General features: G+C 73.5%; 13 protein-coding genes and 1 pseudogene. 7 read left to right on the top strand and 7 right to left on the bottom strand.

The annotated features are described in order from the left end of the window. Nucleotides 1-86: 86 nt before the first annotated feature. Nucleotides 87-1,397, bottom strand: a complete 1,311-nt coding sequence (locus ACWPXV_RS08355; RefSeq protein ID WP_454084802.1) for a CapA family protein — start codon at nt 1,395-1,397, stop codon at nt 87-89. 61 nt (nt 1,398-1,458) lie between these two features. On the opposite strand from ACWPXV_RS08355, the gene pgsA reads away from it, so the two are divergent. The 3 genes from pgsA (at nt 1,459) to ACWPXV_RS08340 (ending at nt 3,004) form a co-directional block, all read left to right on the top strand. Next, a complete protein-coding gene (pgsA, locus tag ACWPXV_RS08350) occupies nt 1,459-2,058 on the top strand; it encodes a CDP-diacylglycerol--glycerol-3-phosphate 3-phosphatidyltransferase (RefSeq protein ID WP_454084801.1) in 600 nt (199 codons plus the stop codon). Next, the gene (locus tag ACWPXV_RS08345; protein WP_454084800.1) at nt 2,055-2,546 is read left to right on the top strand and encodes a CinA family protein; all 492 of its coding nucleotides are present in this window, start codon (nt 2,055-2,057) and stop codon (nt 2,544-2,546) included. Before pgsA ends, ACWPXV_RS08345 begins: the two co-directional genes overlap by 4 nt. 149 nt (nt 2,547-2,695) lie before the next feature. Further along, a complete protein-coding gene (locus ACWPXV_RS08340) occupies nt 2,696-3,004 on the top strand; it encodes a helix-turn-helix domain-containing protein (protein WP_110852306.1) in 309 nt (102 codons plus the stop codon). Between the two features lie 59 nt (nt 3,005-3,063). Here the strand turns inward: ACWPXV_RS08340 and ACWPXV_RS08335 are convergent, their stop codons facing one another. Continuing rightward, the gene (locus tag ACWPXV_RS08335) at nt 3,064-3,843 is read right to left on the bottom strand and encodes a DNA-formamidopyrimidine glycosylase family protein (protein WP_454084799.1); all 780 of its coding nucleotides are present in this window, start codon (nt 3,841-3,843) and stop codon (nt 3,064-3,066) included. Beyond that, complete coding sequence (locus ACWPXV_RS08330) at nt 3,830-8,551, bottom strand: DEAD/DEAH box helicase (RefSeq protein ID WP_454084798.1); 4,722 nt, start codon at nt 8,549-8,551, stop codon at nt 3,830-3,832. The genes ACWPXV_RS08335 and ACWPXV_RS08330 overlap by 14 nt, the downstream gene beginning before the upstream one ends. An 87-nt stretch (nt 8,552-8,638) precedes the next feature. On the opposite strand from ACWPXV_RS08330, the gene ACWPXV_RS08325 reads away from it, so the two are divergent. The 4 genes and pseudogenes from ACWPXV_RS08325 (at nt 8,639) to ACWPXV_RS08310 (ending at nt 10,713) form a co-directional block, all read left to right on the top strand. Beyond that, entirely contained in the window at nt 8,639-8,869 is a 231-nt protein-coding gene (locus tag ACWPXV_RS08325; RefSeq protein WP_454084797.1) for a DUF3046 domain-containing protein, read from the top strand. Nucleotides 8,870-9,094: 225 nt separating this feature from the next. Then, entirely contained in the window at nt 9,095-10,135 is a 1,041-nt protein-coding gene (gene recA / locus ACWPXV_RS08320) for a recombinase RecA (protein ID WP_454084796.1), read from the top strand. Beyond that, nucleotides 10,132-10,293 (top strand): annotated as a pseudogene (locus tag ACWPXV_RS08315) (recombination regulator RecX); the annotation flags it as partial. The gene recA and the pseudogene ACWPXV_RS08315, both read left to right, overlap by 4 nt. A gap of 102 nt (nt 10,294-10,395) precedes the next feature. Beyond that, nucleotides 10,396-10,713, top strand: coding sequence for a regulatory protein RecX (locus tag ACWPXV_RS08310; RefSeq protein ID WP_454084795.1), 318 nt, complete (start codon nt 10,396-10,398; stop codon nt 10,711-10,713). A gap of 37 nt (nt 10,714-10,750) precedes the next feature. Here ACWPXV_RS08310 and ACWPXV_RS08305 read toward each other — a convergent pair whose 3' ends face one another. From ACWPXV_RS08305 to ACWPXV_RS08290, 4 genes are all read right to left on the bottom strand, one after another. Continuing rightward, complete coding sequence (locus ACWPXV_RS08305; protein WP_454084794.1) at nt 10,751-11,614, bottom strand: amino acid ABC transporter permease; 864 nt, start codon at nt 11,612-11,614, stop codon at nt 10,751-10,753. Further along, nucleotides 11,611-12,261: an amino acid ABC transporter permease gene (locus tag ACWPXV_RS08300; protein WP_454084793.1), complete on the bottom strand. Its 651-nt coding sequence runs from the start codon at nt 12,259-12,261 to the stop codon at nt 11,611-11,613. Before ACWPXV_RS08300 ends, ACWPXV_RS08305 begins: the two co-directional genes overlap by 4 nt. A 67-nt stretch (nt 12,262-12,328) precedes the next feature. Continuing rightward, nucleotides 12,329-13,180 carry a glutamate ABC transporter substrate-binding protein gene (locus ACWPXV_RS08295; protein ID WP_251305038.1) on the bottom strand — a complete coding sequence of 284 codons (852 nt, stop codon included), beginning with the start codon at nt 13,178-13,180 and terminating at the stop codon, nt 12,329-12,331. A gap of 35 nt (nt 13,181-13,215) precedes the next feature. Further along, nucleotides 13,216-13,968, bottom strand: a complete 753-nt coding sequence (locus tag ACWPXV_RS08290; protein ID WP_251305118.1) for an amino acid ABC transporter ATP-binding protein — start codon at nt 13,966-13,968, stop codon at nt 13,216-13,218. Nucleotides 13,969-14,035: the final 67 nt, after the last annotated feature.

Raw genomic sequence — 14,035 nt, 5'->3', positions numbered from 1 at the left:
ATCGCGATGCGCCGGGTCGACACTGCACTGTCAGGTAACAACTCAGCGCTCGGCGACAGGGTGTGTGTCGGGGCGGGGCCAGCCGGTCAGTCCTTTGGGCGGGGGATGACCGTTGGCGGGGACCGGTCGGCTCGGGGGTCGGTGCGCTCGGGGGCGACGTCGCCGACGACGTCGAGGACCTGCTGGTAGCGGCTGGTGATCTGCTGCTCGGAGAGGGCCAGCCCCTCGGGGCGCTCACCGGCGACGAGGTCGGACAGGACGTGCAGCCGCTGCGCTCCCACGCGGTCCACCGTGACTGCCGTCCACTCCACCGACTCCACCCGCGCCGGCTCGCCGTCGGGCTTGACGACGTGCGCGAGGGCGAGCAGGCCGGTGGCCGTCTGCGGCACGCAGCACAGCTCGTCCTGGTTGGAGATGAAGTTGCCCAGCCCGTAGGCCACCCACATCCCCTGGCCGTCGGGCCCACCCGGCAGCCGGTCGATGGGCTGGGGGACGTGCGCGTGGTGACCGAGGACGAGATCGACCTGGCCCGAGTCGGCGAGGGTCTCGGCGAGGCTCGCCTGGTCGGGGTGCACGGCCCCGCTGTACTCGCTGCAGCAGTGGATGCTGGCGACGACGAGGTCCGCCCCCTCCTCCCGGGCCTCCGTCGCCATCCGCACGAGCCGGTCCGCGTCGATGAGCTCGACCGCCCACGGGCTGTCGGCGGGCACCGGGATGCCGTTGGTGCCGTAGGTCGCGGCGAGCTGCGCCACCCGGATGGTCTGCCCCTCGCGCTCCAGCTCGTACCACTGCGCGCTGTCCGCCTCCGCCTGACTCCGGGCGGTGCCCACGTGCCCCAAACCCGCGTCGTCGAAGACGTCGAGGGTGTGGGTGAGGCCGTCCAGCCCGCGGTCGAGGCTGTGGTTGGTGCCAGTCGAGCATCCGTCCCAGCCGAGGCGGACGAGGTCCGCGGCCAGCTCCTCGGGGGCGCCGAACATGGGGTACCCGCTCGGCGCGGTGCCCGACGGCGCGATGGGGACCTCCGCGTTGCACAGCGCGAGGTCCGCGCCGCGGGTGTACTCCGCGCTGGCCTCGAGCATGGGGACGAAGTCGTAGCCGTCGCCGGTCCGCGCCGTCTCGATGACCGTCGTGTGGGGCAGCACGTCGCCACCGCCGAGGATGGTGAAGCGCGCGTCGGGACGTGGCTCCGGCGTCGGGCTCGGGGTCTGCGACGGTGTGGCGGTCGGCTCACTGGTCGCCGACGCCGACGCCGTCGCCGTCGGGGACGGAGCGGCGGTCGGCTGCTCCTGCCAGGGCCGCCAGAGCGCGACGGCGGCGAGGAGGGCCACGAGGAGGACGACGCCGAGCGCCACCCAGGGCGCGGTCCGTGGGCGGGCGGGGAGGGCGTGGCGTCCCATGGCGCCGAGAGTACTGCGCGGTGGCGGGTACCTCGTCCTGGTGGCCCGTACCCTGGACCCCATGTCGACGGAGAGCTCCCCGCACGTCCCGCTGTGGAACCTGGCGAACGTGCTGACGATGGTGCGCGTGGCACTCGTGCCCGTGTTCGCCGTCCTCATGCTCGGCGACTCCACCGCCTCGCGGGTCGCGGCCACCGTCGTCTTCCTCGCCGCCGCGGCCACCGACAAGCTCGACGGTCACATCGCCCGCAGCCGCGGCCTGGTGACGAACTTCGGCAAGATCGCCGACCCGATCGCCGACAAGGCCCTCGTCATCGCGGCACTCCTGCTGCTGTGGGCCGAGGGGACGATCCCGTGGTGGGTGCCCGTCGTCATCATCGTCCGCGAGCTCGGCATCACCGCGCTGCGCTTCGTCATGGTGCGCCGCGCCGTCATGGCCGCCTCCAACGGCGGCAAGCTCAAGACCGTCCTGCAGATCGTCTTCATCACCGCCTACCTCATCCCGTGGGAGTCCCTGCTGCCGCAGGCGGCGGCCGACGTCCTGCTCGTGTGCGCGTGGTGGGTCATGCTCCTCGCCGTCCTCGTCACGGTCGTCACGGGCCTGGACTACGTCGTGCGGGCCGTGCGGATCGCCCAGGCCCCGGCCGCCGAGCGCCGGTGACCGCCGCCGCCGTCGTCGAGCGGCTGCGACGCGCGGGGCTCACCATCGCGACGGGGGAGTCGCTCACCGGTGGGCTGGTCAGCGCCGCGCTCATCGACGTCCCGGGCGCCTCGCGGGCGGTGCTCGGCGGGGTGGTCACCTACGCAACGAGCCTCAAGGCGCAGGTCCTCGGCGTCGAGCAGGCGGTCCTGGACGACGGCGGGCCGGTCCAGGCGGAGGTCGCCCGGCAGCTCGCCCTGGGTGCTGCCCGCCTCCTCGGCGCGGACTGCGGGATCGGCACCACGGGCGTGGCCGGGCCGGGACCGGCCGACGGCGCTGCCGCGGGCACCGTGTTCGTCGCCGCCAGCCTCGCCGGCACCGTCCGGGTGCGCCGCCTCGCCGTCGCCGGCACCCGGCCGCTCGTGCGCCGCGCGGCGGTCGGTGCGGGGATCGCCGTCCTCCTCGGGCTCCTGGAGGACCGGGAACAAACTGCGGCGGCCGCCCGTTGACCAGGGTGATGACGACGAACAGTGTTCCGGGCCGCACCGCGGTGCGACCGACACGCCGCCCTGTGGGACGGCGACCCACCCGACCCGCACCCTCGCCCGCGTCAGGGTACGGTAAGACAACTTTCGGTGAGCGACAGGAGGTGACCCCGGTGATCGTCCTACGACGTGAGATCGGTGATGTGCTCCGGACGGTGCGTCAGCACCAGGGCCGGACGTTGCGTGAGGTCTCCTCCGCGGCCCGTGTGTCCCTCGGCTACCTCAGCGAGGTGGAGCGTGGCCAGAAGGAGGCGTCCTCCGAGCTGCTCGCCTCCATCTGTACCGCTCTCAACATCCCGATGTCCTTCGTCCTGCGCAAGGTCAGTGACCGGATCGCGGTGGCCGAGGGCGTCCACGTCCCCGACACCGTGCCGGAGGAGCTCGTCTCCTCCCTCCGCGAGGAGCTGGCCGGCGTCGCCTGACGCAGCCTCACCCACGCCCCCGACGGCTCTCGAGCCGCCGGGGGCGTGGTCGTTCCCGGCTAGGCGGGCTGGCAGTGAGGGCAGAAGAACGCGGGCCGCTCCATGCCGGGCGGGCCGACGGTGATCTCGACGATCGGCGTCCCGCAGCGACGGCACGGGCGCCCTCGCCGACCGTGGACGTGGCTGCCGCGCCCCGGTCCCGTCTCCCCGGTGGCCGTGGGCAGCGGGGCGTCGGCGGAGCGCAGCATGAGGTGGCGCGCGGTGGCGCACACCGGCTCGGTGACGTCCCGGGCGGGCCGCAGCGGGTGGACGTGGTGGGCCCAGAGGGACTCGGCGAGGTAGAGCGTGCCGATGCCGGCGACGACGGTCTGGTCGAGCAGGACGGCGCCGATCGGGCGCTCGCCCTGGGCTCGGACCCGCTCGCCGCAGTGCTCGAGGTCGACGTCGTCGGCGAGGAGGTCCGGGCCGAGGTGCCCGACGACGAGGTGCTCGTCCCGGGTCCGGACGAGGTCGACCATGCCGAGCAGCCGGCCGATGCACGTCCACCGCTCGGTGCCGAGCACGGCCCGCACGCGGTGGGCGCGGTCGGCCCCGCGCTCCTCACCGGCGCGGGTGATCCACCAGCTGCCGTCCATGCGCAGGTGGGTGTGCAGGGTGCGGCCGTCGTCGAGACGGGTGAGCAGGTGCTTGCCCACCGGATGATTGCCGAGGACGACGGCGCCCGTGAGGTCCGTGTCGCCCAGCCGCCCCCAGCGCAGCTCGCCGCGGACGAGCCGCTGACCGGCCAGCGCGGCGTCCATCCGGCGGGCCACGCGCAGGACGATGTCACCCTCGGGCACGGGTGGCTCCCTCCGCCGCCCGGCGTGCCGGCCCGTCCTCCCGCAGCCGCAGCCCGCGCGGGGTGGCGAAGAAGCCGGCCACCTCGAGGGCCTCGCGCGCCGGTCCGCCGGCGCCGAGCGCGGGCTCGCCGTCCACCCGCTGGAGGGTGAGCCGGCCGAGCGTCCCGCGCGCCGCCGTGGCGGCGAGCTCCTGCGCCGCAGCGGTCAGCCGGGCGGCGTCGGTGGTGAACGAGAGCAGCGTGCGGCCGCCGCGCTCGACGTACAGGCAGAGCTCCCCGCCGACGAGCACGACGACGGCGCCCGCGGCCCGGCGCGCACGCCCGCCCTCCATGGCAGCTTCGGGCCAGGGGAGGGCCGCGCCGTAGGGGTTGGCCGGGTCCGTCGCGGCGAGGAGGAGGGCGGTGGCATCCTCGCGGCGGACGGCGTCGCGCAGGAGGTCGACGCACTCGGGCAGGGCGAACTGGGCGGCGCCCAGGCCCTCGACGAGGTAGCCGCGGCGGACCTTGCCGGCGTCCTCGAGCCGGGTGAGGACGGGGTAGGCGGTGCCGAAGCCGCCGGGGAGGTCCTCGAGGCCCGCGGCACCGCGGGTGAGGACGCCGTGCCGCTCGAGCAGGGCGGCCACCTGGGCGAGCACCGCCGTCGCCGTGTCCCCGTCGCGCGGCACGAGCGACCAGCGCCCGGCCGCCGCGGGGGGCTGCGGGTTGCCCGGACGGGTGCCGGCCGCCGCCATGAGGGAGCGACGGCGGGACAGGGCCCCGCCCGCCCGTGGCGGCCGCCGTGCCGAGTGGTGGGCCGGCCGGCCACCGGAGAGTCGGGCGCGGACCGGGCCGAGGGAGTCGTTGGTGACGTGCCCGCCCCACACGAGCTCCCACAGCGCGTCGAGCACCCGTTCCGTGCTCACGAGGATGTCCTCCTCGCGGCACGCGGCGAGGAGGTCGCGGAAGAACCGCCCGCCCCCGGCCAGCGCCTCGAGGACGGTTCGCTGGAGCGGGTCGTCCGGGACCTCCTGCGGCGGGGGCAGGAGCTCGGGGCTGTCGGCGGGCGCGAGGACGAGGTAGCCGTCCACGCCCGGCAGCGCGCCGGCGCCGCACCACACGACCTCCCCGGCGGTGGTGAGCTCGTCGAGCAGGGCGGTGCGGTACCCGCTCACGCGGGCGGGCAGGACGAGGGACTCGAGCGCCGAAGCGGGGACCCGGGCGCCGGCGAGCTGGTCGACGACCGAGCTCAGCGCCGCGGTGCCCGAGCCGGCCCGGCCTACTTGCTGCCACCTGGGCAGGAAGGCGCCCAGCGTGGCCGCGGGCACGGCCTCGACCTCGCTGCGGAGCACGGCGAGGCTGCGCCGGCGCACCCGTCGCAGGACCTCGGAGTCGCAGTACTCGTCGGCCGACTCCGAACCGGGGCGCAGCCGCCCGGTGACGAGCGCGGCCGCCGAGGTGAGCCGCCGCAGGACGGGCGCCAGCGCTGCCGTGCCCAGGCCCAGGTAGGCGGCGGCCTCGTCGGCCCGGAAGGGGCCGTGGGTGCGGGCGTAGCGGCGCGCGAGGTCTCCGAGCGGGTCGGCGACCGGCTCGAGGACCTCCTCGGGCAGGCCCACGGGCAGGGCGACACCGAGGGCGTCACGCAGCCGGCCGGCGTCCTCGAGCACCGCCCAGCGGGTGCCGCCGGCGACGGTGACCCGGATGACGCGCCGTGCCGCCTCCAGCTCCTCGAGCCAGCCCTCGGCCGCGGTGGGCGGGTCGCAGCGGGTGGCGAGGTCCGCCGTCGTCACGGGCCCCAGGCGGCGGACGAGGTCGGCGACCGCCTCGACGTCCTGCGCGGGGTAGCGGCGCAGCGCGACCTCGGCCTCGATCTCGGCCAGGGCGGTGGCGTCGAGGAGGTCGGCGAGCTCGGTGGCGCCCGGGCCGATGAGCTCGGCGAGGAGGCGCGGGTCCAGGGTGAGGGCGGCGGCGCGGCGCTCGGCCGCGGGGGCGTCGCCGTCGTAGAGGAACTGGCCGACGTAGCCCATGAGGAGACTCCGCGCGAAGGGCGACGGCGTGGGCGTGGCGACCTCGACCACGCGCAGCTCGCGGCGGGCGACCTGCCCCATGAGCTCGGCGAGGGCAGGGGTGTCGAAGTCGTCCTGGAGGCACTCGCGGACGGCCTCGAGGACGATGGGGAAGTCGGGGTGGTCGACGGCCACGCCGAGCAGCTGCGCCGCCCGGTGACGTTGCTGCCACAGCGGCTGGCGGCGGTCGGGACGGCGGCGGGGCAGCAGCAGCGCCCGGGCAGCGGCCTCGCGGAAGCGCGAGGCGAAGTGCGCGGACCCGGCCAGCGCGTCGACGACCTGCCCGGTGAGCTCGTCGGGGTCGAGGAGGAGGTCCTCGGCGCTGACGGGCAGCTCACCGCCCTCGGAGCCGATGTCGGGCAGGCGCATGACGATGCCGTCGTCCGCGGGCATCGCGGCGACGTCCATTCCGAGCTGCTCCCGCAGCCGGGCGGCCAGGACCAGGGCCCACGGCGTGTGGACCCGGGAGCCGAAGGGGGAGTGGATGACCAGGCGCCAGTCACCGAGCTCGTCGCGGAAGCGCTCGAGCACGATCGTGCGGTCGTCGCTGAGGTGGGCGTGCTCGCGCTGCTCGTGGAGGTAGCCGAGGAGGTTGTCCCGGGCCCACTCGTCCAGCCCCTGCTCCGCGAGGCGCTCGTGGGCCTGCTCGAGCGGCAGGGCCGCGGTGGTGCGGACGAAGGCGCCCAGCGCCCGGCCGAGCTCGACGGGCCGGCCGGGGGAGTCGCCCTTCCAGAAGGGCAGGCGTCCGGGCTGCCCCGGTGCCGGGGAGACGAGGACGCGGTCGGGGGTGATGTCCTCGATGCGCCACGTGCTCGAGCCGAGGGTGAAGGTGTCCCCGACCCGTGACTCGAAGACCATCTCCTCGTCGAGCTCGCCCACCCGGCGCCCGCCGCGCCCGGCGGAGGTGACGCCGTCGCCGCCGTCGGCGCGCACGGAGGCGGCGAGGAAGACCCCGTAGAGGCCGCGGTCCGGGATGGTGCCGCCGCTCGTCGTCGCCAGGCGGACCGCGCCCGGCCGCGCGGTGAGGGTGCCGGCGGCGCGGTCCCACACGAGGCGGGGCCGCAGCTCGGCGAAGTCCTCGCTGGGGTAGCGGCCGGAGAGCATGTCGAGGACGGCGTGGAGGGAGGCGTCGCCCAGGGACTCGAAGGGGGCGCTGCGCCGGATGAGTGCGGCGAGCTCGTCCACCGACCAGTCCTCGACGGCGAGCATCGCGACGATCTGCTGGGCGAGGACGTCGAGCGGGTTGGCCACCACCTGGAGCGACTCGATGGCCCCCTCCTGCGCGCGCACGGAGGTGACGGAGGCGGCGAGGAGGTCCCCGCGGTGGGTGGGCAGGACGACCCCGCGGGACAGCGCGCCGACCTGGTGGCCGGCGCGCCCGATGCGCTGGAGGGCGGAGGCGACCGACGGCGGGGACCCGACCTGGACGACGAGGTCGACGGCGCCCATGTCGATGCCCAGCTCCAGGGTGGAGGTGGCGATGACCGCCGGCAGGGTTCCCGACTTCAGCGCGGACTCGATCCGGGTCCGCTCCTCGCGGCTCATCGAGCCGTGGTGGGCGCGGGCGAGCTCGCCGTCGGCGGCCGGTGAGGCCGTCCCGGACTGGCCGGGCACCTGGGCCGCCCACCCCGAGCCCGGCGAGGACGACGACGGCGGTGGCGCTGCGGCGTCGTCGGCGGGTCGGTTGCGCTCGGCCCAGACCTCGTTGACCCGCGCCGCGAGCCGCTCGGCGCCGCGGCGGGAGTTGGCGAAGACGATGGTCGAGCGGTGGGAGGTGATGAGGTCGACGAGCCGCTCCTCCACGTGCGGCCAGATGGAGGCGCGGTGCTGGGCGGGCAGCCGGCCCGCGGCGCTGCCGGACAGGTCCTCCTCACCGGACGCGGACTCGCGGCCGGGGGCCTCGGGCAGGTCCGAGAGGTCGGGCACGGGGACGACGACGTCGACCTGGAGCTCCTTGGCGATGTCCGGGCGCACGACGCGCACCGGGCGCCCGCCGTCCTCCGGGGTGCGCGTGCCGCCGAGGAAGCGGGCGACGGCCTCGACGGGACGGACCGTGGCCGAGAGGCCGACCCGCTGGGCGGGGCGGGGGAGCAGGGCGTCGAGCCGCTCGAGGGAGACGGCCAGGTGTGCCCCGCGCTTGGTGCCGGCGACGGCGTGGACCTCGTCGAGGATGACCGTCTCCACCCCGCGCAGCCCCTCACGGGCGGCGGAGGTGAGGACGAGGTAGAGCGACTCGGGGGTGGTGATGAGGATGTCGGGCGGCCGGGTGGCCAGGGCGCGCCGCTCGGCGGGCGGGGTGTCACCGGTGCGGACGCCGACCGTCACGTCCCGGACGGGTGTGCCCGCCGCGGCCGCCGCCCGGGTGATGCCGACGAGCGGGGAGCGGAGGTTGCGCTCGACGTCCGCGGCCAGTGCCTTGAGCGGGGAGACGTACAGGACCCGGGCCCGCCGCTCGGGCGCCGGGTCCTCACCGGTGAGCAGCCGGTCCACCGACCAGAGGAAGGCGGACAGCGTCTTGCCCGACCCGGTGGGCGCGACGACGAGGGCGTGGTCCCCGGCACGCACCGCCTCCCAGGCCCCCGTCTGCGCGGCGGTGGGCGCGGCGAAGGCCCCGGCGAACCACGCGCGCGTGGGAGCGGAGAACCCGGCCAGCGCGTCGTCCACCATGTCGTCATTGTGCAGGGCAGGTGTGACATGCACGCGTCGGTGCCGCTGCGGGAGCGGTGGGCGCCGCGGGCGTGGCACGCTGGTGCGGTGAAGCACTCGGAGTTCCGGCAGGCGCTGGAGGAGACCTTCGGCCCGGCCTACGGTCGCACCCTGGCCACCGAGCTCGTCCTCGTGCCGCTCGGCAACCGCACGCCGGAGCAGGCGATCGCGGACGGGGTGGCGCCGCGCGAGGTGTGGGACGCGGTGTGCGTGGAGATGGAGCTGGACGAGCGCGTGCGGTGGCGCCACCGCGGCACCCTGGACCCCCGGCGGCGCTGAGAATCTGCGCGCGTGTCGGAGGGGCGGTCGAACGCCCGTTCGGTTTACGCTTGTCCCCAGGGAAGGACGAGCCGCGGAACTCCACAGCCGGTGGGGCCCGCGTCCCGGATGTCAGTGGTCGGACATAGCCTCCCCACAGGTAGCCGTCCGGAGAGGGCGGGCCCTGACAGACCAGCCCCGTCCCGCACGGCCGCGCCCCGCCGGCCACGACACAAGGAGACCCACATGGCCGCTCCCGTAGCAGACCGCAGCAAGGCCCTGGAGGCCGCGCTCAGCCAGATCGACCGCCAGTTCGGCAAGGGCTCGATCATGCGGCTGGGGGACGACACCCGTCCGCCCGTCGCCGTCATCCCCACCGGGTCGGTGGCCCTGGACGTCGCCCTCGGTATCGGCGGGCTGCCCCGCGGCCGCGTCGTCGAGATCTACGGCCCGGAGTCCTCGGGCAAGACGACCGTCGCGCTCCACGCCGTGGCCAACGCGCAGAAGGCCGGCGGGATCGCCGCCTTCATCGACGCCGAGCACGCGCTGGACCCCGAGTACGCGAAGAAGCTCGGCGTCGACACCGACGCCCTCCTCGTCTCCCAGCCGGACACCGGCGAGCAGGCGCTGGAGATCATGGACATGCTCATCCGGTCCGGCGCGCTGGACATCGTCGTCATCGACTCCGTCGCGGCGCTCGTGCCCAAGGCCGAGATCGAGGGCGAGATGGGCGACTCCCACGTCGGCCTCCAGGCCCGCCTCATGTCCCAGGCGCTGCGCAAGATCACCGGTGCGCTGTCCGCGTCGGGCACCACGGCGATCTTCATCAACCAGCTGCGCGAGAAGATCGGCGTGTTCTTCGGCTCCCCGGAGACCACCACCGGTGGCAAGGCGCTGAAGTTCTACGCCTCCATCCGCATCGACGTCCGCCGGATCGAGACCCTCAAGGAGGGCACCGTCCCGGTGGGCAACCGCACGCGGGCCAAGATCGTCAAGAACAAGATGGCCCCGCCCTTCAAGCAGGCGGAGTTCGACATCGTCTACGGCCACGGCATCTCGCGCGAGGGTGGCCTCATCGACCTCGGCGTCGAGCACGGCATCGTCCGCAAGTCCGGCGCCTGGTTCACCTACGAGGGCGACCAGCTCGGCCAGGGCAAGGAGAACTCCCGCCGCTTCCTCAAGGACAACCCCGAGCTCGCCGAGGAGATCGAGAAGAAGATCCTCGACAAGCTCGGTATCGGGGTCAAGGCGGAGGACACCGACGCCGAGGCGAAGGTCGACTTCTGAGCCTCTCGTCCCGTCCCGGTGGTCGGAGGCCCGCGCAGGAGCCTCCGACCACCGGCGCTGCCGCGGAGGACGTCGAACCTCCCGGTGAGGAGGTCGCCCGCGCGATCCTCCTGCGCCAGCTCGCGGCCGCACCGCGCAGCCGTGCGCAGCTCGCGGAGAAGCTCGCCGCCAAGGACGTCCCCGACGAGATCGCGGAGCAGCTCCTCGACCGCTTCGAGGAGGTCGGCCTCGTCGACGACGCCGCCTACGCCGAGATGCTCGTGCGCACCCGCCACGGGGAGCGCGGCCTCGCCCGGCGGGCGCTGGCCCACGAGCTGCGTCTCAAGGGCGTGAGCCCCGAGGTCGCCGAGCAGGCCCTCGAGCAGATCGACGACGACGACGAGCTCGCGGCCGCGCGTGACCTCGCCCTCCGCAAGGCGCGCGCGAGCCGCGGCCTGGACCACGACAAGCGCCGCCGCCGGCTCGCGGGGATGCTCGCCCGCAAGGGCTACTCACCCGGTGTGGCGATGCGCGCCGTCGACGAAGCACTGGCCGCCGACGGCGACGAGACGGACGGCGACCCCCTCGACGCGCTGTAGCAACCCCAGGTCCGCACCGCGTGCCGGCCCGGGCGACTCAGCGCGCCGCCACCCGGGACCCCGGCTTCACGACCTTCTGCCCCCGCTGGCGCAGACGCCTCTCGACGACGATCGCCACCCGGGTGAGCGTGAAGTTCAGGGTGAGGTAGATCGCCAGCGTCGCGACGAAGAACGGCAGCCGGCTCTCGTTGCCGAAGAAGTTGTAGTTGAGCTGGGACGCCCGGAGCAGCTCGTGGTAGGCGATGATGAAGCCGATCGACGTGTCCTTGAGCAGCACCACCAGCTGGGCGATGAGGCTCGGCAGCATGACCCGCACCGCCTGCGGGAGCATGATGATGAAGAAGTTCTGGAACCACGACAGGCCGATCGCCAAGCCTGCCTCTCCCTGGCCCTTGGCGAGGGAGGACAGTCCGGCGCGAAGGATCTCGGCGACGATGGCGGCGTTGTAGATCACCAGCCCGAACACCACCGAGGCGAACGGGCTGAAGCCGAACACGAAGTACCCGAACATCATGAGGACGAGAACCGGCAGCCCGCGGAAGAGCTCGATGAGGCCGGTGGCCGGGGTGCGGACCGCCCGGCGCGGCGTGGTGCGGAGGATGACGAGGACGAGCGCGAGCACACCGGCCAACGGCATGGCGAGCGCTGCCGCCTTGAGCGTGCCCTGGATGAGCCCACCCCACAGCAGCGAGTCCCACCACACGTTCTGGACGGACTGGCCGCGCGGCGGGTCGACGAGCACGAGCCAGCGGTCGTTGAAGATGTCGTTGCGGTACATCGCGTACAGGCCCCACGCGAGGACCGCGGCGATGACGAGCCCGGCGAGGGCGGAGAGCAGGCGCTGGCGCCGGCGGGTGACCGGGCCGGGGGCGTCGTACAGGACGGTGCTGACGTCACTCATCGTGCGAACGCCACCTTTCGCTCGACCCGGTTGGCAAGGGTGCCCGCAGGCACCGTGATGAGCAGGTAGAAGACCGCGATACCGCTGAACACCCACAGTGCGCTGCCGGGGTTCGCGAGGGACACCGTGCGGGCGGCGGACACGAGCTCGGGCGAGGCGAAGCCCGCGGCGATCGAGGTGTTCTTCACCATGGCGATGAGGACGTTGATGAGCGGCGGCACGACGGTGCGCAGCGCCTGCGGCAGCACGACGAGCTGCAGCGACTGGCCGCCGGTGAGGCCGATGGCCCGGGCGGCCTCAGCCTGCCCGATCCCCACGCTGTTGATGCCCGAGCGGACTGCCTCGCACACGAAGGCCGAGGTGTACACGGAGAGGGCGACGATCGCCTGGGTGCGCCCGATCGGGATGAGGATGTCCATCGTCAGCAGCACGCCGGCGACGAAGATGAAGATCAGGGTCAGCGGTGTGTTGCGCATGACCTCGACCCACGCGGTGGACACCCAGCGCAGCGTCGAGAGGGGGGACACGCGCATCGCGGCGAGCAGGACTCCCGCCACCAGCGAGATGACACCGCTGACCGCGGCGATGTACAGGGTGGTGAGGAAGCCGTTCCAGAAAGCCGGCAGGTTGTCGAGGACGACGTTCATCAAGGTTCCCGATCAGCGTGGGTGCGGTCCGGGGCGCCGCAGCGCCCCGGACCGCGGGAGTGTCGGCTCAGTACCGGTCGACCGCCGGCGGCTCGGGCGTGTCGAGCACCGCACCGGCGGTGTTCTCCCAGGCCTCCGCCCAGCGGCCGTCCTCGTAGGCGGCCTCGAGGGTGTCGTTGACGAAGGTCCGGAAGTCGTCGTCGTCCTTGGCCAGGCCGATGCCGTACGGCTCCTCGGTGAACTGGTCGCCGACGAGCTTGAAGTCGTCGGGCTGCTCGTTGACGTAGCCGGCGAGGATGACGTTGTCGGTGGTGACCGCGTCGACCTGGCCGCTGCTCAGCGGGTCGAGGCAGTCGGTGTAGGCGCCGTAGGTGACGAGCTCGGCGTCGGGGTAGTTGTCGCGGATGTTCTGCGCCGGCGTCGAGCCGTCCGCCGAGCACACGGTCTTGCCGGCGAGGTCGTCCGGGCCGTTGATGTCGGTGTTGTCCGCCGTCACCATGAGCGACTGGCCGGCGACGTAGTACGGGCCGGCGAAGTCGATGAGCTCCTTGCGCTCGTCGTTGATCGTGTAGGTCGCGACGACGAGGTCGACCGACCCGTTCTGGATGAGCGTCTCGCGCTGGGCGGACTGCGCCTCGACGAACTCGGCCTCCACGCCGAGCTCGTCGGCGATGAGCTGGCCGATCTCGACGTCGAAGCCGACGGGGACGCCGTCGGGGCCCTGGAGGCCGAAGAGCGGCTGGTCGAACTTCGTGCCGATGGTGATCGTCCCCTCCTCGACGATCCGTGCCATGGTGCTGCCCTCGGGGAAGTCGGCCGGGTCGGCGCTCTCGCCGTTCCCGTTCCCGCCGTCGTCTCCGCAGGCTGTCAGCGCCAGCAGCGCTGCGGCTGCGATCGCGATCACTCGGGTCTTCTGCATGCTGTTCTCCTTCGAAGTGCGGACAGTGCGGAGGGTCAGTGGGTGAGGATCTTGCCGAGGAAGTCCTTGGCACGCTCCGTCTCGGCGTGGGTGAAGAACTCCTCGGGGGTCTTCTCCTCGACGATCTCGCCCGCGTCCATGAAGACGACGCGGTCGCCGGCCTTGCGGGCGAAGCCCATCTCGTGGGTGACGACGACCATCGTCATGCCGTCCCGCGCCAGGGAGGTCATGACGTCGAGGACCTCGTTGATCATCTCGGGGTCCAGGGCCGAGGTCGGCTCGTCGAAGAGCATGACCTTGGGCTGCATGGCCAGCGACCGGGCAATCGCCACGCGCTGCTGCTGGCCCCCCGAGAGCTGGGCGGGGAGCTTGCCCGCCTGGTTCGCGACCCCCACCCGCTCGAGGAGGTCCATCGCGAGGTCCTTGGCCTCCTTCGTCCTCAGGCCCTTGACCTTGATCGGCCCGAGGGTGACGTTGTCGAGGACCGTCTTGTGCGCGAAGAGGTTGAAGGACTGGAAGACCATCCCGACGTCGGCACGCAGCCGGGCCAGCGCCTTGCCCTCCTCGGGCAGCGGGGTGCCGTCCACGACGATCTCGCCGGAGCTGATCGTCTCCAGGCGGTTGACCGTGCGGCACAGCGTGGACTTGCCCGATCCCGAGGGGCCGATGACGACGACGACCTCGCCGCGGTGGACGGTGAGGTCGATGTCCTTGAGCACGTGGAGCTCACCGAAGTACTTGTTGACCCCGCGCATCTCGACAAGCGGCTCGGTGGTCGGAGGCGGCATGGAGTGCGTGCCCGGCTGAGTCATAGTGGCAAACCTAACCACACTTGTGATGACGGTCATGTAAATC

The organism is Georgenia sp. Marseille-Q6866 (assembly GCF_965111665.1).
This window is presented reverse-complemented; position numbering and strand designations above follow the sequence as displayed.